25 protein-coding genes and 1 other annotated feature are annotated in these 19,999 nt (G+C 36.9%); of the genes, 11 read left to right on the plus strand and 14 right to left on the minus strand.

Annotation, left to right across the window (positions count from 1 at the left end):
• Positions 1 to 6: 6 nt before the first annotated feature.
• Together BN999_RS12855 and BN999_RS12860 are read right to left on the minus strand one after the other, a co-directional pair.
• Positions 7 to 720 (minus strand): MerR family transcriptional regulator, encoded by a 714-nt coding sequence (locus tag BN999_RS12855; protein WP_373453634.1) that lies wholly within the window; start codon positions 718 to 720, stop codon positions 7 to 9.
• 195 nt (positions 721 to 915) lie between these two features.
• Positions 916 to 1,371 carry a hypothetical protein gene (locus tag BN999_RS12860; RefSeq protein WP_096271964.1) on the minus strand — a complete coding sequence of 152 codons (456 nt, stop codon included), beginning with the start codon at positions 1,369 to 1,371 and terminating at the stop codon, positions 916 to 918.
• Positions 1,372 to 1,598: 227 nt separating this feature from the next.
• Positions 1,599 to 1,844: a binding site (T-box leader), on the plus strand.
• 53 nt (positions 1,845 to 1,897) lie between these two features.
• Here BN999_RS12860 and brnQ point away from each other — a divergent pair.
• Positions 1,898 to 3,229: a branched-chain amino acid transport system II carrier protein gene (gene brnQ / locus BN999_RS12865; RefSeq protein ID WP_096271966.1), complete on the plus strand. Its 1,332-nt coding sequence runs from the start codon at positions 1,898 to 1,900 to the stop codon at positions 3,227 to 3,229.
• Between the two features lie 88 nt (positions 3,230 to 3,317).
• Here brnQ and BN999_RS12870 read toward each other — a convergent pair whose 3' ends face one another.
• Both BN999_RS12870 and BN999_RS12875 read right to left on the minus strand, forming a co-directional pair.
• The gene (locus BN999_RS12870) at positions 3,318 to 4,577 is read right to left on the minus strand and encodes a DUF5068 domain-containing protein (RefSeq protein WP_255247479.1); all 1,260 of its coding nucleotides are present in this window, start codon (positions 4,575 to 4,577) and stop codon (positions 3,318 to 3,320) included.
• A gap of 212 nt (positions 4,578 to 4,789) precedes the next feature.
• The gene (locus tag BN999_RS12875; protein WP_096271970.1) at positions 4,790 to 5,671 is read right to left on the minus strand and encodes a LysR family transcriptional regulator; all 882 of its coding nucleotides are present in this window, start codon (positions 5,669 to 5,671) and stop codon (positions 4,790 to 4,792) included.
• A 128-nt stretch (positions 5,672 to 5,799) separates the two neighbouring features.
• On the opposite strand from BN999_RS12875, the gene BN999_RS12880 reads away from it, so the two are divergent.
• Complete coding sequence (locus BN999_RS12880; protein WP_096271972.1) at positions 5,800 to 6,990, plus strand: coenzyme F420-0:L-glutamate ligase; 1,191 nt, start codon at positions 5,800 to 5,802, stop codon at positions 6,988 to 6,990.
• Positions 6,991 to 7,062: 72 nt separating this feature from the next.
• On the opposite strand, the gene BN999_RS12885 is transcribed toward BN999_RS12880, so the two are convergent.
• The 3 genes from BN999_RS12885 to BN999_RS12895 are packed head-to-tail and all read right to left on the minus strand — an operon-like array spanning position 7,063 to position 8,426.
• Positions 7,063 to 7,251 carry a hypothetical protein gene (locus tag BN999_RS12885; RefSeq protein WP_096271974.1) on the minus strand — a complete coding sequence of 63 codons (189 nt, stop codon included), beginning with the start codon at positions 7,249 to 7,251 and terminating at the stop codon, positions 7,063 to 7,065.
• A gap of 16 nt (positions 7,252 to 7,267) precedes the next feature.
• Positions 7,268 to 7,750 carry a GNAT family N-acetyltransferase gene (locus BN999_RS12890; protein WP_096271976.1) on the minus strand — a complete coding sequence of 161 codons (483 nt, stop codon included), beginning with the start codon at positions 7,748 to 7,750 and terminating at the stop codon, positions 7,268 to 7,270.
• Between the two features lie 58 nt (positions 7,751 to 7,808).
• Entirely contained in the window at positions 7,809 to 8,426 is a 618-nt protein-coding gene (locus BN999_RS12895; RefSeq protein WP_096271977.1) for an NUDIX hydrolase, read from the minus strand.
• An 86-nt stretch (positions 8,427 to 8,512) separates the two neighbouring features.
• Between BN999_RS12895 and BN999_RS12900 the strand changes: the two genes are divergently transcribed.
• The 3 genes from BN999_RS12900 (at position 8,513) to BN999_RS12910 (ending at position 12,029) form a co-directional block, all read left to right on the plus strand.
• Complete coding sequence (locus BN999_RS12900) at positions 8,513 to 9,409, plus strand: EamA family transporter (protein WP_096271978.1); 897 nt, start codon at positions 8,513 to 8,515, stop codon at positions 9,407 to 9,409.
• A gap of 283 nt (positions 9,410 to 9,692) precedes the next feature.
• Entirely contained in the window at positions 9,693 to 11,354 is a 1,662-nt protein-coding gene (locus BN999_RS12905; protein ID WP_096271980.1) for a M4 family metallopeptidase, read from the plus strand.
• 186 nt (positions 11,355 to 11,540) lie between these two features.
• Positions 11,541 to 12,029, plus strand: coding sequence for an SRPBCC family protein (locus BN999_RS12910; protein WP_096271982.1), 489 nt, complete (start codon positions 11,541 to 11,543; stop codon positions 12,027 to 12,029).
• Between the two features lie 117 nt (positions 12,030 to 12,146).
• On the opposite strand, the gene BN999_RS12915 is transcribed toward BN999_RS12910, so the two are convergent.
• Together BN999_RS12915 and BN999_RS12920 are read right to left on the minus strand one after the other, a co-directional pair.
• A complete protein-coding gene (locus BN999_RS12915) occupies positions 12,147 to 12,743 on the minus strand; it encodes a YdcF family protein (RefSeq protein ID WP_255247461.1) in 597 nt (198 codons plus the stop codon).
• A gap of 173 nt (positions 12,744 to 12,916) precedes the next feature.
• Positions 12,917 to 13,375 carry a hypothetical protein gene (locus BN999_RS12920; protein ID WP_096271986.1) on the minus strand — a complete coding sequence of 153 codons (459 nt, stop codon included), beginning with the start codon at positions 13,373 to 13,375 and terminating at the stop codon, positions 12,917 to 12,919.
• 265 nt (positions 13,376 to 13,640) lie between these two features.
• Between BN999_RS12920 and BN999_RS12925 the strand changes: the two genes are divergently transcribed.
• The gene (locus BN999_RS12925) at positions 13,641 to 14,096 is read left to right on the plus strand and encodes a helix-turn-helix domain-containing protein (protein ID WP_096271987.1); all 456 of its coding nucleotides are present in this window, start codon (positions 13,641 to 13,643) and stop codon (positions 14,094 to 14,096) included.
• A gap of 80 nt (positions 14,097 to 14,176) precedes the next feature.
• Here BN999_RS12925 and BN999_RS12930 read toward each other — a convergent pair whose 3' ends face one another.
• From BN999_RS12930 to BN999_RS12940, 3 genes are read right to left on the minus strand one after another with little or no spacing between them, the layout of a single operon-like run.
• On the minus strand, positions 14,177 to 14,371 hold the full coding sequence (locus tag BN999_RS12930; protein WP_141249067.1) for a DUF6366 family protein: 195 nt from the start codon (positions 14,369 to 14,371) through the stop codon (positions 14,177 to 14,179).
• A gap of 49 nt (positions 14,372 to 14,420) precedes the next feature.
• The gene (locus BN999_RS12935) at positions 14,421 to 14,768 is read right to left on the minus strand and encodes a DUF4260 domain-containing protein (protein WP_096271991.1); all 348 of its coding nucleotides are present in this window, start codon (positions 14,766 to 14,768) and stop codon (positions 14,421 to 14,423) included.
• A gap of 16 nt (positions 14,769 to 14,784) precedes the next feature.
• Positions 14,785 to 15,615 carry a GNAT family N-acetyltransferase gene (locus tag BN999_RS12940; RefSeq protein ID WP_096271993.1) on the minus strand — a complete coding sequence of 277 codons (831 nt, stop codon included), beginning with the start codon at positions 15,613 to 15,615 and terminating at the stop codon, positions 14,785 to 14,787.
• 178 nt (positions 15,616 to 15,793) lie between these two features.
• On the opposite strand from BN999_RS12940, the gene BN999_RS12945 reads away from it, so the two are divergent.
• The 5 genes from BN999_RS12945 (at position 15,794) to BN999_RS12965 (ending at position 18,411) form a co-directional block, all read left to right on the plus strand.
• Complete coding sequence (locus BN999_RS12945; protein WP_176481978.1) at positions 15,794 to 16,171, plus strand: hypothetical protein; 378 nt, start codon at positions 15,794 to 15,796, stop codon at positions 16,169 to 16,171.
• Positions 16,172 to 16,229: 58 nt separating this feature from the next.
• Positions 16,230 to 16,388, plus strand: a complete 159-nt coding sequence (locus tag BN999_RS20660) for a hypothetical protein (protein WP_096271997.1) — start codon at positions 16,230 to 16,232, stop codon at positions 16,386 to 16,388.
• Between the two features lie 105 nt (positions 16,389 to 16,493).
• Positions 16,494 to 16,958, plus strand: coding sequence for a hypothetical protein (locus BN999_RS12955; RefSeq protein ID WP_096271999.1), 465 nt, complete (start codon positions 16,494 to 16,496; stop codon positions 16,956 to 16,958).
• 19 nt (positions 16,959 to 16,977) lie between these two features.
• A complete protein-coding gene (locus BN999_RS12960) occupies positions 16,978 to 17,562 on the plus strand; it encodes a GNAT family N-acetyltransferase (protein WP_096272001.1) in 585 nt (194 codons plus the stop codon).
• 24 nt (positions 17,563 to 17,586) lie between these two features.
• Positions 17,587 to 18,411: an MBL fold metallo-hydrolase gene (locus BN999_RS12965; protein ID WP_096272003.1), complete on the plus strand. Its 825-nt coding sequence runs from the start codon at positions 17,587 to 17,589 to the stop codon at positions 18,409 to 18,411.
• 141 nt (positions 18,412 to 18,552) lie between these two features.
• Here the strand turns inward: BN999_RS12965 and BN999_RS12970 are convergent, their stop codons facing one another.
• Both BN999_RS12970 and BN999_RS12975 read right to left on the minus strand, forming a co-directional pair.
• Positions 18,553 to 19,149 carry a class I SAM-dependent methyltransferase gene (locus tag BN999_RS12970; protein WP_096272004.1) on the minus strand — a complete coding sequence of 199 codons (597 nt, stop codon included), beginning with the start codon at positions 19,147 to 19,149 and terminating at the stop codon, positions 18,553 to 18,555.
• A 17-nt stretch (positions 19,150 to 19,166) separates the two neighbouring features.
• Positions 19,167 to 19,991, minus strand: a complete 825-nt coding sequence (locus tag BN999_RS12975; RefSeq protein ID WP_255247462.1) for a sensor histidine kinase — start codon at positions 19,989 to 19,991, stop codon at positions 19,167 to 19,169.
• Between the last annotated feature and the right edge of the window lie 8 nt (positions 19,992 to 19,999).

The following is a 19,999-nucleotide window of genomic DNA, read 5'->3' on the forward strand; positions in this document are numbered from 1 at the left end:
TCAACATTACTTGCCAGCTGCATGTGCTTCCGAGACACGCTGTAAAAATCCAACCACCTCTTTATCCATTGGATAAAACGCAATGCCTTCCTGTAAGTCTTGAAGGGGTTCCCATAATCCCTCCATAAACTCTTCATCCCCTTCAAACATCTTTTCAGCTCGATCCAGCCAACGCTTGGCAAGCTCCAGTGCCTCTTTAGAACTTGGGTCTATATGGATGTGTTTTTTAATATCATGAATAGCCTTCATCCATTCATGAACATCCTCTTCTGTCATCCTGGCATTGATATCGGCCAACTTCTGTATCTCTTCCATCCCAAGGTGATGATGGTATTCCTGAAATACTTCCTCTGGATCTTGATGGTAAAACTGAATGATACGATAAATGATAGACCAATTGACCTCTTCCTCAAATTCAATCGAATAAGATACCCCGAGAAGAGCTTGTTCCAACATCTTTAACCGCTCTTGTTCACGCTTGACCATTTCTAATTGCTGTTGAATAGATTCTTGCCAATTCAACGCTTGTGAGCCAAGTATCTCTTTAATCTTTTCTAAGGAAAAACCCATATACTTTAGTGCTAAAATCCGCTCGAGCTGCATGACATCATCCTCACTATATAACCGGTGTCCTCCTTCTGTTTTGGATGATGGGTGAAGTAATCCAATTTCATCGTAATAATCTAATGTCCTTTTGGTTACACCTGTGTTTTTAGACAATTTCCCGATTGTGTACACTTTCCCTCACTCCCTGGTCATTTTCTTTAGTATAAAACAAGTCGTAATGGGTTGTTTGATAAATAGCAAAAAATTTTTAGATTAATTAACAATTAACCTATATTTTTGTTATAGCAATAAAAAATCCTACTCCTAACCTCAGAGTAGGATTTACTTTTTTATTTATTTTTTGTTCATTTATTTTCCCTCATATAAGGTTTCCATATATTCAAAAAGACTATTTTTATCATCTAACACTATGTAATTACCATCATCCGTTTTTATATACTCTTTAGCGATTGTATACCTATGAGTTGAACCATAAAACCGAATATATAGATCAAACTCGTCATTACTTTCTTTATATCTCCCACCATTATAAATACGTAGTTCATGATGAAGTAAGGTAGAAATCACATCTTTATCCTTAATTCTGACTTCTTCTTCGCCAGAAAAAGGAACTTCAATACGTATGGAAGCAATTCTTTCCATATCTAGATTAGTCATAACAAGTTGTTCATCTTGAATAATTTGCTTTTCTACCATTTCTTTAAATGTAGTCGGTAAAGAAAAGGATACATTAAAATACCCCATTACAAGGACAACAATCATTAAAAATCCAGCTATTATATAAATAATTTTGTTTCTTTTCAAAGAATCTCTCCATTCTTCTTGTTCTCACTTCATTATATTATTTCAAAATATTACTATAATTCATACTATGGCATTTAACAATAATAAGCAATTTCTTTTTTACGTTAAGAGGCCATACATATCAAAGCGAGATTAGAATTATCCCAACTATATTTTTATTTTATTCTTTAGTAAATTATAAAAATACATTGACAGAATTATTTTTATCTGATAAATTACGTTTAATATATAAATCGATGACGAGAGCAGTACGTTAGGAAAACTGATCCAAAGAGAGCCGTTGTTTGGTGAAAAACGGTGTTCAGTCCCTATCCGAAAATCATCTCTGAGATGCAAAGCTGAAAATGAGTAAGCTTTGACGGGTTGTCCGCCGTTACAACGGAACACGTATGATAGTACGTTGCTGAGATCTACAGTTTTTTATTTTCACTGTAGAATTAGGGTGGTAACGCGAGCGCAAACTCGCCCCTTATTGAAGGGGCGGGTTTTTTTTATTTTTTAAAACACATAAAAGGGAGAGAAACACATGCGCAAATTTGATTCATTTTTTATCGGTCTTATGTTATTTTCTATGTTCTTTGGAGCTGGTAATCTAATTTTCCCACCATTTTTAGGGGCTCTATCCGGAACATCATTTTGGTTAGCAATGGCAGGTTTTATCCTTACTGCAGTTGGGTTACCACTAATTGTTCTCTTTGCCATTGCTCGAGTAAAAGGTGGCATTCAAGCAATTGGTAACCGGGTTCATCCTGTATTCAGTACTGTTTTTATGGTGATTGTTTATTTGTCAATTGGACCATTCCTAGCTATTCCTAGAAATGCGAATGTGGCGTTTGAAATGGGTGTGATTCCTTTCGTGAAGGGTACACCTAATACAACGATTGTTTTATTATTATTTTCGGCGGTTTTCTTTTTACTTGTTTATCTTATTAGCTTAAATCCTACTAATCTAGAAAAATATCTTGGTCGTTTTATTACTCCTGTTCTATTAGTTTCCATGGTTATTCTTTGTGTCGTTGGTTTTGTGCAATTAGACGGCAAACCACAAGCTCCAACAGGGGGATATGAATCTGGTGCCTTCTTTAAAGGGTTCTTAGAGGGATATAATACGATGGATGCCTTAGCTGCACTGGCCTTTGGGATTGTTATATTAACTGCTATTCGTAGACGTGGCGTATCGGATGAGAAACAATTAAAAGGCTATATGTTTAAGGCGGCACTTATCGCAGGGACGCTCCTCGCTGCTGTTTATGTATCACTTGGTATTGTCGGTAGAAAAATGGCTAGCACGGGCGAATTCGCAGATGGCACCCAAATCCTTTCTGCCGTTTCCTCTAATCTATTTGGTCAAAGTGGAACAGCATTAATTGGATTAATCTTTACACTTGCTTGTTTTACAACCGTTGTTGGCTTGACGTCTGCTTGTGGACAATACTTTTCAAGGCTTATTCCGAAAGCGAACTATAAAGTCGTTGTCCTAGTTACGACGCTCATCGGCTTTACTCTGACTAATATGGGACTAGCCCAAATTCTGAAAGTATCCGTTCCATTCTTAACAACGGCTTATCCGTTAACGATTGTATTAATCGTGCTAACCTTCTTCCATTATCGTTTTAGTGGTGCACGATTGGTTTATGTAAGTGCATTGTCATTTGCGGGGGTATTTGCTGTTATTAGTGGATTAAATGCCTTTGGATTAGACTTGGGGCCAATTGAAGGGTTACGCTCCACACTACCACTAGCAGATGTAGGATTAGAATGGGTGGTTCCTGCATTAGTTGGTACACTAGTTGGCGTCGTTATCGCGAAGTTCGGGAAAAAACCAGAACCAATTCTAGGTGAAAATCTAGGAAACTAGCAAATGTTTGTCTTCCATAAAACAGGGAGAACCGATTAAGTCTTCTTCAATCGGTTCTCCCATTATCATTTCGATATTTAGTTATGAATTACAACTCAAACGTTGCTTTCTTTCCTTTAGAAAGATCGGTTGCATCTTGAGATTTAATTGGTCCAAATTCGATCTCGAATACTTTTTCCTTCCAAATCTTATCGTATTGCTCTTTATCCAATACATAGATTTGTAGATACTCACCAGACTTACCTTCATCAATCACATCATTGTAACCATATTCTAGTAACATTCCTTGATCAAACATATACTGAGCTCCATCATTAACTGTCAGTTTTGAACTCATAGATGATAGCCCAATTGCATCTGACCCTTTATTATCTAGATTGAACTTTACCGTTAGTAACACAATTCCATTTGTCCAATCTGTAAAGCGTGGTGCTTCTACTTCATTCGGAGTGAATTCTGTAAACTGGTAGCCATCTAATGTAACGGTAACATCGCCTAACTGTTCGCTTTTACCGATACCACTTTCTTCCTTCAGCATTTTCTTTTCACCCATATCATTTACTGTCACACTATCTTTATAAAAAGCCTCATTAGCAGCAACTTTTTCTGCACCAGCTTCATTTAAACTCAATGTAAACTTACCATCTGACCCAATTGGGTTTCCAAAGTCACCTTTCACTGCTTGAGCTGCAGGAACTTCAACTGCTACAGTGGATACTTCCATTGCTGCATCTAGATGTGTTTTACCTAACGGGTATGTGTAGTAACCTGTAACCGATTCACCAGGTTTCAGTAAGTAATCATTTGATGGTGATAATTTAATTGGCAATTGCTCTTCTTCTGGTAGTAGGTCTCTATAGTTATTATAAACTTTCTCCGCACCTGTAAATGACAGATAGAAAGCAGGCATATAATACACATCTTTATCTAAATCATTGGTCACGGTATATTGTGCGAGAATGACACCACCATTGGTTTCATCATTGAAAGGAATACTAAAATCGGTATGGAAATCGTTTAACTCAACTAGTGTATAAGCATCTAAAGAGACGGTTACACCATCCATTTCATGTACTTGTTGTTCCTTATTTTCATATAGAACATTGACTGTTCCTTGAGTTTCATCTTCCATATAGGTAAGTAAATCAGAGAAGTCGCTTGTCGCAGCACCACTCGTTTCCGCTGCTTCTTCTGTATCTTCCGCTTCTTCCGTTTCCTCTACCTCTTCTGTTTCAGTTTCTTCTTTCGCTACTTCTTCTTTCTCTTCCGTTACATTTTCTTTTTCATCTGCTTTAGCTTCATCTTTATCATCTCCACAACCACTAACAATAAGCATTGCTAGCAACATGATGATGAGAAGCTTCCAAGTTCTGCCCAATTTTTTCCAACCTCCATTATTACAAACTGGTAACATTCTAACACAATACATTCGCTTGTAATATAAGGAGAAAGTAGTGATTGTAAGGAATAAGCATGAGGAATTCATGCCTGAAGTCATGCTACTTTAGGACGATTTACCAAATAACTTTCGCTAATTGTAGTTCGATATCTTCAGGCCAACTAGGTATTTATTAAGTCTACAAACTGCCTAGCTGCACGTGATAATGGTACATTTTTCAAATAACAAATACCGATATTCCTCTTCGGTAACACTTCTTCCAATTGCACTTCATATAAATCCCCTCGGTCGAGGTAATCCTTCGCAAATTCCTTAATAACACACGCTATCCCTAAGTTTATTTTGGTAAACTCCAAGAGTAAATCATAGGAACCAAGCTCAAATACTGGTGACACTTGATATCCCCGCTCTTTCAAGAAGTTCTCCACAAACATACGAGAATTTGACTTTCTCTCCAAGAAAATGAGTGGTAACTGCATTAAGCGTTCTAAACTAATGGGCTTCTCCGTGATTTCTTTATACTTTTCCCCGCAAACAAATATATCTTGGATTTCTTTACATGGGGTGACTTTTAGTTGGTCATCTTCTACTGGTAAATTACATATTCCCACTTCTGCTTTTCCCGATTTAATTAAATTGATAATCTCCGATGTGGTCCGGTTTAAAATATTTAACGTAATTCCAGGGTATTCTTGATGAAACTCCTCTAAATATGGCAGGAGAAAATACCGAGAAATCGTATCCCCAACCCCAATTCGTAATTGACCTGTTTGCAGCGTTTTAAATTCAGACAGTTTATCTTCGGCAACCTGAATCATACCAAGCGCTGATGTTACATGATCATGTAACAGTTGTCCTTCAATGGTTAATTCAACTCCCCTTGATGTTCGGTTGAATAATGGGATATCTAATTCCTTCTCCAGCTTTGAAATTGCCTGACTAACCGCAGGTTGTGTCATGTATAATTCAATTGCTGCTTTGGAAAAGCTTTTATTCTTACTTACTGCATTAAAAATACGATATAAATCTAATTTCCCAATCATATAAGCACTCCTTATACGAGATATTATAAATATTAATTTTACTTATATCAATCTACAAGGTATAGTAACTAAGGGTTGAATAAATAATACCCATAAAGAAGAAAACTCTTATTTGAGGAGAGATAATCATGGAAAGAGTAGTTGGAACAGTCGTACGCGGACTTCGCGGACCGATCATTAATACTGGAGATAATATTGAGGAAATTGTAGTTGATACAGTTTTACATACGGCAGAAAAGGAAGGCTATTCGATTGAAGACCGCGATATTGTCACCATTACCGAATCTGTTGTCGCTCGTGCTCAAGGTAACTACGCATCCATTGATGATATTGCAACAGATGTAAAAGCAAAATTCGGTGAGGATACAGTTGGGGTTATCTTCCCAATCCTTAGTCGTAACCGCTTCTCTAACATATTAAAAGGGATTGCAAGAGGGACAAAGCGTATTGTCTTAATGTTAAGCTACCCATCTGATGAAGTGGGTAATCATCTAGTTGACATTGATGAGCTTGATATTAAAGGAATTAATCCATGGACAGATGTATTGTCAGAAGCAGATTTCCGTAAGCACTTCGGTCATAAAACACATCCATTTACAGGTGTGGATTATATCGAATACTATAAAGAATTAATTGAAGCAGAAGGTGCTACTTGTGAAGTAATCTTCTCTAATAATGCCAAAACAATCCTAGACTACACAAAGAATGTATTGGCATGTGATATCCACTCCCGATTCCGCACTAAGCGTATCCTTTCGAACAACGGTGCAGAGAAAGTATTCGGATTAGATGATATTCTGACCGAGTCGATCAATGGTAGTGGCTTCAATAAAGAATATGGCCTACTTGGTTCAAATAAATCAACCGAAGAAAGCGTCAAATTATTCCCGGATAACTGCCAACCAATTGTGGATGGTATTCAAGCAAAATTAAAAGAAGTCACTGGTAAGACAGTAGAAGTAATGGTTTACGGTGACGGAGCATTCAAAGATCCAGTCGGAAAAATCTGGGAACTAGCAGATCCAGTTGTGTCACCAGCATACACAACAGGACTGGAAGGAACTCCAAATGAAGTGAAGTTAAAATATCTAGCCGATAACAACTTCTCTCATTTACGTGGGGAAGAGCTTAAACAAGCTATCTCAGAGTACATCCAGAATAAAAACGAGGACCTTGTTGGAGCAATGGAAGCACAAGGTACAACACCTCGTAGGTTAACAGACTTAATCGGTTCATTATCTGATTTAACTTCTGGTAGTGGAGATAAAGGTACTCCGATGATTTATATTCAAGGGTATTTTGATAATTATACGAAGTAAGAAAGACCATGGGGACAGTTCGTCGGCTCATTTTCAGAGCCAATGAACCTGTCCCCGCGGCTTTTTATTCATTTACTTAGAAGTCATCTTACTAAGTACGACACCATTTTCAATTACTCCAATTAGACCAGTTACTAAGAGTACATATGGTATAAATAAGGAGGTCGATGATATAGATTCTGTTAGAACTCTAAATAAACCAGCACCAAATATTAATCCACTACAAACAAGTGTAATGACCGTTCGAGTTTTATTCTCCATCTTATAAATTCTCTCCCTATCTCAATATGGATTTGGTATGAAACGTTTGAATATACTTTCCTTCTTCAAAATGCTCTATAAAGTTTCCATCTGTAATATCCTTTATCAACCCTGACCAAAACGCATGGGCGGGTTGGTTCTTTTCAATCTGTGTAATCTCCCAATCACCAGGAAACATAGAAAACAATTCTTGAGCAATGATCTTCCCGTAGCCCCTGCCACTATGCTTGGCCATTATGAAAAACTCTTCTATTGTGTTCGGGCCTGATTCTGTTGCACTTTCCACCAGTGCAAATCCGATTAACTCCGTATCTTCTTTAATGAAATAAGCATGATTTTGACTCTGTTCCCAATACTTTTCTAAATCAAAGGGCTTGTATGCCCCATTCTCCTCTACCTGAATAACCGGTATGTACTTACTAAATTCATAAATATAAAATTGCATGAGATGATGTAATATATGTTCTTCTTTTGTCTCTACCTTTTGTAAATATGGCATTTCCTCATACTCCCTACACCCAAGAACTTTTTCTTAAAACTAGTAGAAACGACATCCATCAGTCAAAAATAGTTTCTTTATTCGGATCGTCTAGAAATTCAAATAACATTTGAATTTGCGACGCTGTGTTTCTACTGGTTGATAGTTCTGGTAGATTATCTTTTTCATAAAAATCAATTGCCTTTGTTTCTAATCCTGGTTTCCCGTAGCCACCTACTATGTCACATTGGATAAACACCTTATAATAATGAAATGCTTGTGGAGGATGGGGGTGTTTATTCATATCCAGTAGTGCTACTAGTTTTGTAGGTACAACCTCAAACCCCGACTCTTCTTCTATCTCCTTCACAATATTTTCAGCAGGTGACAAACCAACATCACAGAACCCACCAGGTAAAGACCACCGGCTATCTTTTGCTTCTTGTACCAGGAGGATTGTATTCTCTTTAAATACAACCCCACGAACATCTACTTTTGGGGTTTGGTAACCTGTATCATGGGTGAAGATATCCTTGACTACTTTCATTTCTAATCCTGAGTATTCCGTTAGAATCTCAGCACTTATATTTCGCAATTCTTCATATCGTTCGATCTCAAAAGCATCTTTTGAAAATGCTAATCCTGCTTGTGATAGAGATTGGATTCTTCTCGCCCACTCTAACCATTTATTACTCAAGTAAGAACACCTACCTTAAGTCTCTTTTTCTAGCTACTTTATGCTATAATAATAGAATTAGTTTTCTGCATCAAGGAGGACTCATCATGAGGTTCAATAAAGGAATTATCTTGGTATTAATCGGGGCTGGATGTTTTGGATTCACACCGGTATTTGCCAAATTAGGGTTTAGCTATGGCTACTCTCTAGGACAAATTACAATTGTCCAAATGCTCATTTCATTTCTAGTACTATGGGTCTTGACTCTATTAAATAAACGGGCAAGCTTTAAAGGAGTTAACCGAAAGAATATCCTACCAATCATCATGACTGGCTGTTTTGTCGGGTTAACGAGTATATTTTACTACGGATCCATGCAGTATCTACCCGCATCACTTGCCATCATCTTGATGTTCCAATTTGTTTGGATTGGGATCATACTGGATTGGATTTTCACGAAAGTTAAGCCTGCACCTATAACCGTGGTATCGATCATTCTCATTTTAGTAGGCGTCTTTTTTGCTTCAGACATCATAACCGGTGATATACAGGGCCTACCTATTAAGGGATTTGTCTACGGAATTCTATCTGCATTCACCTATGCGGGTTTTATTTTTTTCAGTGGAAAAGTTGCCGTACATGTCGATGCATGGACCCGAACATCTATCATGGTGACCGGTTCAACCATCTTAGTGCTTGTCTTATTCATGCGTGACATCCCTACTATCATCCCACTAGAAGGAAGTTTAGTAGCAGTGGCCATTGGTGTTGCTTTATTTGGGGCAGTCCTGCCTCCGTTATTCTTTACAGCTGGTGCACCATTGATTTCAGGCGGGCTAGCTAATATCTTAACATCCTTTGAATTACCGGTAGCGATTCTATCAGCTAGTATTTTACTCTCAGAAACGGTAACACCGCTTCAGTGGATCGGTACAGCGATTATCCTTGGAGCCATTGCCTTAAATGAGCTCGGCGCGAACTATCTTAAACGAGCCAAAACATAGTGAACGGGAAGAGTAGTTCTTCCCTTCACCAATGAATTATCCATAATAAAAAATCTCCATCTATATAGAGTTCCACATATCAGGTCATATTCCTTCTATCAACCATAAAAATAACAACAATTCCCTATAAATTACTTCGACACTCGAATTAATAGCTACTTAAGTAACAGAAGAAAGGATCAAATTGAGAACTACTCCCTAATTGATAATTAATTCTAAATCATCATGTTATTATAGCTTCTCTCCCCTATAATAGATTCCAATACGAATAGGAGGGATAAAGATGAAGAAGAAAAAACTACTCCCAGCAATTCTACTATCTACAGCGTTTATCGCAGGATCTCTTTCACCAAGTACCGTCTTAGCAAAACCCCATGAAGCTGCAGACTCCATCCAAGTACAAACCCAAAAACAATGGAATGAAAAGGCCAACGTCCCCATCTTTGTAAAAGAAAGATTCGCAGAAAACTATGAATCTAGCAATGTAAAGAATGCACTAGATTTCCTAGCGAAACAAGAGGGGAAACTAGGAATCAACAACCCCAAACAGAATTTAAAAGTTAAAAACATCGAGAAAGATAGCTTAGGCATGACACATATTCGTTTTGAACAAACGAAAAACAATGTAAAGGTAGATGGAGCTGAAATCGTGGTTCATTTTAATAAAGACCACCAAGTCGTCAGTGTGAATGGACATATTAATCAGGCAGCACTAGCAGATACTAAACTCACGACCTCTGCTACTGTATCAAAAGATCTAGCCATAAAAGAGGCCAAGTCCTCAGTAAAAGCGCCATTGGAATTGGCCTTTGAGCCAGAATCAGAGCTGGTCGTTTACCCATTTGAAGGAAAGAACCACCTGGCACATAAAGTCAATCTCACCTTCGTAGATGACGAACCTGGAAACTGGTTTATTTATGTGGATGCAAACTCTGGAAAAGTAATCGATAAGATCAATGCACTGCTACATGCAGAAGAGGTCAAAAAGAAACATCATAATGGGGTTGGAGAGGGAGTACATGGGCAATTACGACATATCCATACCACTAAAGAGATTTCAAAAGGTAGTCCGACCGTCTTCAAACTATATGATGAATCACATGAAAACCTAGAGGGAATTTATACCTTGGATTACAACACTGGTGAGATATTTTCAAATCCTAGTTCCTCATGGAAGGATCCTTATTTAGCTCCTGCAGTAGATGCACAATATAATTCGGAGAAAGTGTATAATTATTATTTAGAGGAACACAACCGAAATTCTCTAGATGATAATGGGATGGCGATCATCTCGTATGTACATGTAGGAACTAACTTTAATAATGCCTTCTGGAACGGACGATATATGGCCTATGGCGATGGCGACGGAGAATTCATGGTTCCATTATCAGCAGGACTAGATGTAGCAGCACATGAAATGACACATGGTGTCATTACCAATTCCGCGAATCTACAATACCGATTCCAATCTGGTGCCCTAAACGAATCCTTCGCGGATGTCTTTGGTGCATTAATTGACGAGGACGATTGGGAAATGGGTGAAGACATCATGGCACCAGCTGCTAAAGCAGAAGGAAGAACGGCCTTACGTAGCCTAAGTAACCCAGATCAATTCCCTGTATCTGCTGAACGAGCTCCTTATGGGGATGGGTATTATCCAGAACATATGGATGAGTTCTATGATATGCCAGCTAATGTAGACAATGGCGGCGTACATGTCAACTCCTCTATTACAAACCATGCCGCATTCCTAATTGGTGAAGAAATTGGAAAAGAAAAACTTGGCCAAATATATTACCGTGCTCTAACAGTCTATCTAACTCCTACATCTGATTTTAGCGATGCACGAAATGCTATTGTTCAGTCTGCTGCAGATATTTACGGGGATGGTAGTCCTGAAGTTGCAGCTGTGGAGAGTGGATTTGATGCGGTAGGGATTTTTTGAGTTATTGAGTTCATATAAAAAACAACTAACATGCAAAACGCTTGGAAAAAGTCCCAAGCGTTTTTTCTTATATCAATTAGGCAACCGATCGTTTAACAGGTTAAAAACAACAAAGCCATTATTTCTAAGTTTTCCCAATAATGTTATTATTATATAGGAATAACAATTCAAAAGGAGGAGTTTCTTTTGACAACAACCACAAATGATAAAACTATTATTAATGAGGTTACAATTCAAGCACCAGTAAGTTTAGTATGGTATGCCTGGACTATCTCTGAAAGAGTTTCTGAATGGTTTGCCCCTGAAGCGGAAATAGAGTTGACAGAAGGTGGAGCATACGAACTATACTTTATACCTGGAAATCGTACAAGTATGAATACCAAGGGTTGTAAGATCACAAAACTTATTAACGAAAAAGAGTTACATTTTACCTGGAAAGGTCCAGACCAATTCGAGACCTTGATGAACAAAGAAAGTGAGTTAACCCTTGTTAGAGTAAGTTTCGAATCAATCCATGATAATAATACAAAGGTGATCATTGAACATAATGGATTTAATGAAAATGAGGAATGGCTTGAAGCAATGAACTGGCATCAAATGGCCTGGTCGGGTGCTCTAGATAGCCTGAAATCTGCTCTTGAAAAGGGCGAAGGGAAATTATGTTGCCAACCCTAAAAACATGTTTAGTAAACCATCTATATTGTTAAAATATATAGATGGTTTATTTTTTATTTCGTGACTGTTTAAATTATACAAACCAATATACTACAAAATCCTATTTCATTTACTAGATTATAATGTGAACTTAAGTTTTTCGTCTTTTATAGAACCTTGTTTTACATATTTAATGATTTTTTCCGCCTCAGTGCCAACACGGATTCTTCCCTTTTCACTTGAATGCCAATTATCTTCCCGGGTTACACCATCATGGGTTGGACATAAGGTAAATTTAATCCAACTAGGCATGTATGTTTTCAATGTCATGACTAACCTCTTCATATGAAAGGAGTTGGTTACTACTAGTAATCTATTGATACGATGAAGTTGAAATTCCCTTTGTAATACCAATAATGAAGCTAATACATTTTCTAAAGTATTTAATGATTCTCCTTCTGTAAGTATATTCTTTTCTGGAATCCCTAAGTCCAATGCTTCCTTTTTTAATAATGCGGATTCAGTCGATTCACTTCCCTCAAATTTCATTCCACCAGAAAACAATATTTTTTTCGCTCTACCTTGTTTATATAATTCGATTGCTGTTGGCAATCTGTAATGGACTGCTGTTTTACTCCCTACAACCAAGATACAATCACCAGTATGATAATCATCCTCCATATCCTTAAATATGAGGTTGGTTATTTGCTCTCTAGTTAATTCTTCAAAATTCAATTGCGAAATATACATAAGTCACCTCTGTTTTATTGACCAAAACTGCCTGGTAGTATAATAACCTCTGTCTAAATTTTAACATAATATTCAGAAACTTAAATCGGCTATTTAACCATTAGAAAAAGGCGATCTCCATTGATCACCTTTTTAATATGGCATCCCAATTAGAGTAATCAAGCGATTAAGTCCACTATCCTATTTAATGACCTAATAACAGGTAATAGCGGAAGTAAAACCGCAAGAATAATATTGCTTCCAACAACTGCATTCCAGAATCCCAATCCATTTCGCAGCTTATAAATTAACAAAAACGCCGATATCGTAACAGCAGAAAATAATAGCCATAAAAATTCCTTTTGTCTATTTACTTCATACTCAATTTCGTATATCTTCCAGTTCTCATGCTCCGAAAAGGACTGCGTGATTAATTCTTTTTCTACTCCGATAATATTGAATGATCGTAATGCTATATAATCTTTTTGTACTTCTTCTATATCGTATCCATTAGGTAAGATGGAAAGCTTATACACAATAAGATAGGAAATACTAATGAAAATACTTGAAATGAGTATAAAAGCTAAGAACTTTTTAAGTTTTGAAATGAATTTATTATTGTTATTTATCTTCGTCATCCCCTAACCCAGCCTTAAAAGCAACGATTTATTAAACCTTAGCATCTTGAAACGTGTACCTTCCTTCAAAATAATATCACAGATTTCTCCCAAGCAGTATAATGAATCCTTAGCATTTATTACGTAACATAAAGAATAATAACCATAAATAAAACAAGGATAATTCATATGCAACGTGAGGTTGCACCTTGATGCACCTATAACTATCTTTACTTTAGCTAATCGATTCCTCAATAATGGGAAATATGGAAAGGTGATGACTAACATGATTTTTAGTGAACGATTAAAAAAGGAACGAGAAAAAAGAGGGTGGTCACAAACAGATCTTGCTGATAAAATCCATGTGAGTCGCCAATCCGTTTCAAAATGGGAAACTGGTAAGAATTATCCAAGTATCGAAATTATTATCGAGTTGAGTGATTTATTCGGTATCACCATAGATGAAATGTTGAGGAGTGACGAAGAATTGACAGAAAAAGTAATTAAAGATAGTAAGAAATTAGCATATCCAAAGTGGAAAACGTTTTTTGATAGTGTATTTATGTTAGGAGCTTTTCTATTACTAGCAAAACTAATTATATTGGGCTTAAATCATTTTTTTGGTACAAATATTATGATTCTAGAAGGATTACCAAAAGGCATGGTAAGTTTTGCACCATTAGTATTAATGGTTATCGGTGGCATCGGTACAGATAGCTTGAAAAAGAAGTACATTGAATAACATATATGATAACTACTGCACCCCAAGAGTTACAGTTGCCTCTTTGACTTTTGGGGTGCTACCATATTGAACCTATAATGTTAGCGAAAGAATACGGAATAGATAATAAATCCAAGTAAGAGTGCAACAATTAGAATCAAAGTACCTTTCCAACTCATTCTTCCGACTAAATCGGCTAATCCTCCACCGTGAACACTACCAGCGGGATTTCTTTTTAATTCTTCTTGCCGCATTTTCTCTCTTCTTTCTTCAGGTGTTTCTTGGTTATTGCTCACCACAATATCACCCTTTCCTAACGCACCCCTTAGCAATTTAAATCCCACATTAAACACGATTCAAATGAGTGTCTTTAAATTCCGTCGGGTATTTTAATCCATATCCAATCATTCTATCCATTCCAATATGGGACGACCAGATTAAACCGATCGCTAAAGCCGTTTGATTCTCAAATAAAAGCCCTACGAAAATAATAATAATCGCGATTGTATAAGTATGAAAAATATTATAAATCCTAGCACCAATTCTATTATTAACGACATAACCTAGCATGGAAATATCCGGTGCAAACAACAAGACTAAAAATAAGACCCAACTAAATTGACTGTCCCAATAAAAGTAAAGACTTAACACCAAGACCGCAAGACCTTCTACATGCAATAGAATTTTATTCAAATAAATTCCCCCAATCCTATTTATCAAACGAAAATTCATAGCCTACATAATTAAACACATTGATTAATCCAATATTCACCGCAACGGCAATAGAGGGTTTATTACTTTCCATCACGTCCCAATATGGAAGAAGATCCTGTTCCAAGCAATTTTTGACAAACATCTGAGCTAACTTTTGTGCTATCTTCTTCCCCCGATGAACCGCTTCTGTTTCAATATCCACCCCATGTACATTTCCAACGACAAAACCAGAGAAACATAAACTAATAATTTCATTGTTATGTACCATGCAATAACCTATTCCGTTTTCAAAGAATTCATTTGGGGATGACCAATACTCTAAAATTTTGCCATGTAATAATTCCATATAATGTATCTCATTTTTATTTTCATAGAAAGCTTTATCGTTCTTCACAACACGGTACTCATGGTCAGTGACTGGATCATTCATTACTTGATACCCTTCATCAGGTAGCATGTACACTTTCTGATTCCAACTCCCTAATGTACGATGTTCAAATATCCTCTCGATAACTTTATCCCATTTGGCATGATTGCCAATGTCTTCAAACCAACTCAAGCCTACTTTTCGCGCTTCTGGTATGATCACGGTATCAATGTATGAATTAATTTTTTGATTGAACGACTCATTCTCTTCATTTCCAATAAAGAAAAATCCATCATTATTCCCTAACCAGACAAGTCCAGTAGTTGGAGAGCTGGGATTGTCTACAAAGATACGACCGGGGTTATAACCTTCCACTACAGCTTTTACTTCTAGTTGTCCCTGCTGATTGATAATCCTTTTGCACCGATAAAATTCCTCTGTTTTCAGTTCAGAAATCATAGAATACCTCTTTTCCCTAACGAATCAAAACAAATCCAGCTAATATGTCTTTATGTTAGCATAATATTCTAAAAATAGTGCTTCTAAATTTGGAAAGAAAATCAAGGGATGATACTATTTTATGTTACGATGTAGTAGAATATTTAGAAAATTAAGTCCGTCGAATGGAGGTGTGTTTATGAAAAGAGTATTAACTCTTCTAATCCTTGTTATCATGCTGGGAGCTTGTAGTCAACAGGATAACAACCAAATCACTTCTAATGATGAACGAGATGAAGGTGTCATTGTTCATATAGAGTACGATACCTCGAATGAAAATTACGTAGTATTAACTTTGCCAAGTGTAGAGAACATTACCTATTTAGATAAAACGGAAGATGAATTAATTCAACTAGCACAAGAAAACAATGGTGTTTACTACGAGATTAGCCAAGAAAAGTATGAAGAACTGGACTTAAACATAGGTATACGAATAGCTGCTTATTTTGATGCTGAGTTCGAATCTGATCCACCTTTACGGATTACGGATAAGATAGAGGTCATTTCAGAGGAGTAATTTATATTCAACTCTACAGGGAGGGAGAAAAATCAATAGGTATCAGAAAATAACCATTATGTTTATCTTATTAGGTACTTCATTTATAGCTTTTGGATTGGCATTTAAGGAATACGTTGAGTTTTCGCCACTTATCGGTTGGGGATTTGGACTTCTATGTCAATTACTTGCTTTAGTATTTGCTATTAAATGGGAAAGAGACAAAAATGGAAATTAATCTAATGATGTAAACTCTACTTGTCGTAGTGATTTACTTTACCAAAGGGGTGATCATATCAAAAAGTCACTTGGGATACTTTTCTTATTAATAATCATAATCAGCTTGACGGCTTGCAGTGAGTCAACAACTGAACACAATATTGAGGCGTTTGTAAAAGATTATAAAACAAAACAATACACCATTAATGATCTAACTCAGCTAGCTGGCAAACATCCAGTGGAAATCAACGCTATATTTACAGAGAAATTAGAGTCCTATCTTTCAGAAGATGAACTGGAAAACCTAACAATAAATCGTTTTTTCTTAGTTACGCCTAATGTTGCAATTGCTGCTAATAAAAAAGTGAAGTTAGAAACCATCAGTTTGGAGAAAGTGGAAGATAACGAAGACGGATCAATCAATTACAACTACACATTAGAAATAGATTACTATGATGATCAGTCATCTGAGATTATTGAAAAAGAAGGGCAATTGACGATTCTAGTAAATGATGATGAATTGAAAATTACGCGAGATTGGGAAAAGATGACTCAATTTGAAGAAGAAGTATTATCTAGATCACATTAGATAATTAGGAGCTGTCCACATGATTACACATAAAAACTTCCCAACCTTAGAAACTAAGAGATTATTATTGCGAAATGTAGCGATGGAAGATGTCGATTTTATTTATAAACATTTTAGCAATGAAAGAGTCTGTGAATTTCTTTATGATGAAGAATTATTTACAAGTAAACAGGATGCAATAGAGTTTGTTGAGTGGAATAAAGATCCAGAGGAAAAGGGCTATAACCGCTGGGTATTAGTTCAAAAAGATAATCAAGAACCAATTGGAACCTGTGGTTATGATAATTGGGACAAATGGAACCATATTGCTGAAATAGGCTATGATTTATGGCATGAATATTGGGGACAGGGATATATGAAGGAAGCATTAATTAGTGCCATTGAGAGTGGATTTAATCATATGAAATTAAATAGAATTAATGCCTATGTGGCTTTAGACAATGTTAATTCTATGAAACTATTAGATAAACTAGGTTTTGTTAATGAGGGCGTCTATCGAGATAAGCATTACTTTAGGGGTAACTATTATGATCATTATTCCTACTCTCTGTTAAAACGAGATTGGGATCCATCTAAGCATATGAAAACAGAACAGACATTATAAAGATGCCGAAGAGGAGTTGACCCGATGCTGTTTAAAAAGAATTTCACCCAAGAGTCAGTAAATGGAGTGCGGATGGGCAACGGTTCCATCTCATTTCAAGGGATAAAATTAAATGTCCATTCTTTTTATCTTGATGGTGTGCTGATTGACTCTGGGGGTAGGTCTTTGGCAAAGCAGTTTATGCCGTTTTTCAAAGAACTAGAAATAGAGCAAATTGTCATCTCACATTACCATGAGGACCATACCGGTTGTGCCGCTTTATTGCAAAGGGAGCAAAACGTGCCAATTTGGATGAATGACAGGATGATAGACTATTGCAAGAAGAAGCCAGATTATCCTATGTACCGGCAATTATATTGGGGAAGGCGCCCGCCGTTTCAGGCAGAGCCAATTGGAGATTCATTTACTTCTGCCAATGCCTTATGGAAAGTGATTAAGACCCCGGGCCACTCTCAGGACCACCTAGCATTTTTAAACAGCGAAACCGGTCAGCTCTTTACAGGTGATCTATACTGCCAAGAGAAGACAAAAGTTGTGTTGCGGGAAGAAAGCATTCCCGATATTATCGAGTCATTGCAAACCGTACTAACCTATGATTTTACTGATGCATTCTGCAGCCATGCCGGTTACTTGCATGAAGGACGTATGGCATTAAAACGAAAACTGGAGTACCTTCTGGATTTGCAAGGTAAAATCATCGAACTGTATCATGAGGGCAAGACACCCAAACAAATTAATGAAACCTTATTTCCAAAAAAGTATCCTATTATTCGTTTTTCCTCTGGTGAATGGAATTCTCTTCATATTGTGCATTCGGTGTTAAAAGAGTACCAAGAGGTATCTTTATGATTAGTGAACGACTCTACAAATGCATAACGCAATATGCAAAAGAGCTTGAGGTTCAACTTACCCTCAAGCTAATTATTGTTGTTCATTAATCCGCTTTGTTGATATTCGCCATGCTGCAGATATGAAGTAAGCAATATTATATTACTTGATACTACTTGATATAAACATTGATGCGTCTTGATTCATAAAAATCCGATTCCCATGATAAAACGTCCTAATTTCAGTAGAGGCAAATCCTACATCAGATAATTGTTTTTCCAATTCTTCATGTACAAAGCCATTATGAACTTTCGGGTGATTGATTTTGTCATGTTTATCAAAGTCTACTATGATTAGCTTCCCGCCCACTTTTAATATGTCGTACAGTTCTTGTAGAATATTAATAGTATCTGGAATATGCAGGAGGACCAGTGACATGAAAATGATATCTGCTTCTAGTTTAGGCGTTTCTTGGGTGAAATCGGAGTATAATACGCTCGCATTGGTAACTCCTTTGCGAGAAATCTTACCCTCTGCAACCTCCAACATTTGTTTGGATGAATCTACTAACAATACCGTATCTACTAGGTCTGTTAACTCCAGGCTAACTAGACCAGTACCACTCCCATAGTCTATCAAAGACTTTGATTTACTATCTTGTAATTCTGATTTTACTTCTTCCGCAATTATTTTAGCTAGTTGTTTTCTTTCTTCCGTATCATATCGCATTGCCATCTGTTCAAACACGTTATTTTCCATAACCTACTTCCCTTCTTTCAACTCATACTTTGAATCCTATTCACAGGCATATACAGATGAATAATAAACCATTTCCCTTGCAACTCTGCATCCATTTTTCCACTCATCTTATCTACCAGCTTTTTGGACAGGTATAGACCAAGCCCGCTTGCTTCTGTATTTGTTCTACTGGTCACCTCAGTGTAAAATCGCATAAATACTTTTTCCACGGCTATTTCGCTTTCCGCCTTAATGTCGTTTTTTACGCTAAGTATAAGAAAATCACCATCGCGATGGTAGCTGATTACTGCTTCACTTTTAGCATAACGCAATATGTTTTGTACCATATTTTGCAGGACGCGGGTGAGCATGATCTTGTCCGCAATAACCTGACTTTCACATACGTCTTCCGGAAAGTGAACCTCAATGTTCTTTTCTAGTAATTGTGCGTAAAAAGATAAGAAAATATCTTCCACTAAATTAGGAAGGGACATGGAGACTAAGGTTAGGGCTTTCTGATTCGTTTCCATCTGTGCTAAGTCATAGAACTGATCGGTCATCTCGAGCAATCGTTTGACTGCGTGTTCGATAATGGTTAAGTACTCTGCTCGTTTTGCTTCATCGGTTGTGGCATGTAATAGTTGAACATAGCCATGGATCGATGTAAGTGGTGTACGCAAGTCATGGGATAGCCCAGCGATAGTTAATTTCACATTCTCTTCCATGTTCTTAGCGAGACGCTGCTTTTCTTCATAGCTATCGACCATTCGATTTAGTTCATCGATTAAATCAAGTAATGTCCTTTCTCGAAAATCAAGTGAAAGTCTATTGCCGTAACTTGAACGAGTAGGAAGCTCCTTCACTTCCCGCT

It is taken from the genome of Paucisalibacillus globulus, from assembly GCF_900184735.1.
Taxonomy (GTDB): Bacteria; Bacillota; Bacilli; order Bacillales; family Amphibacillaceae; genus Ornithinibacillus; species Ornithinibacillus globulus_B.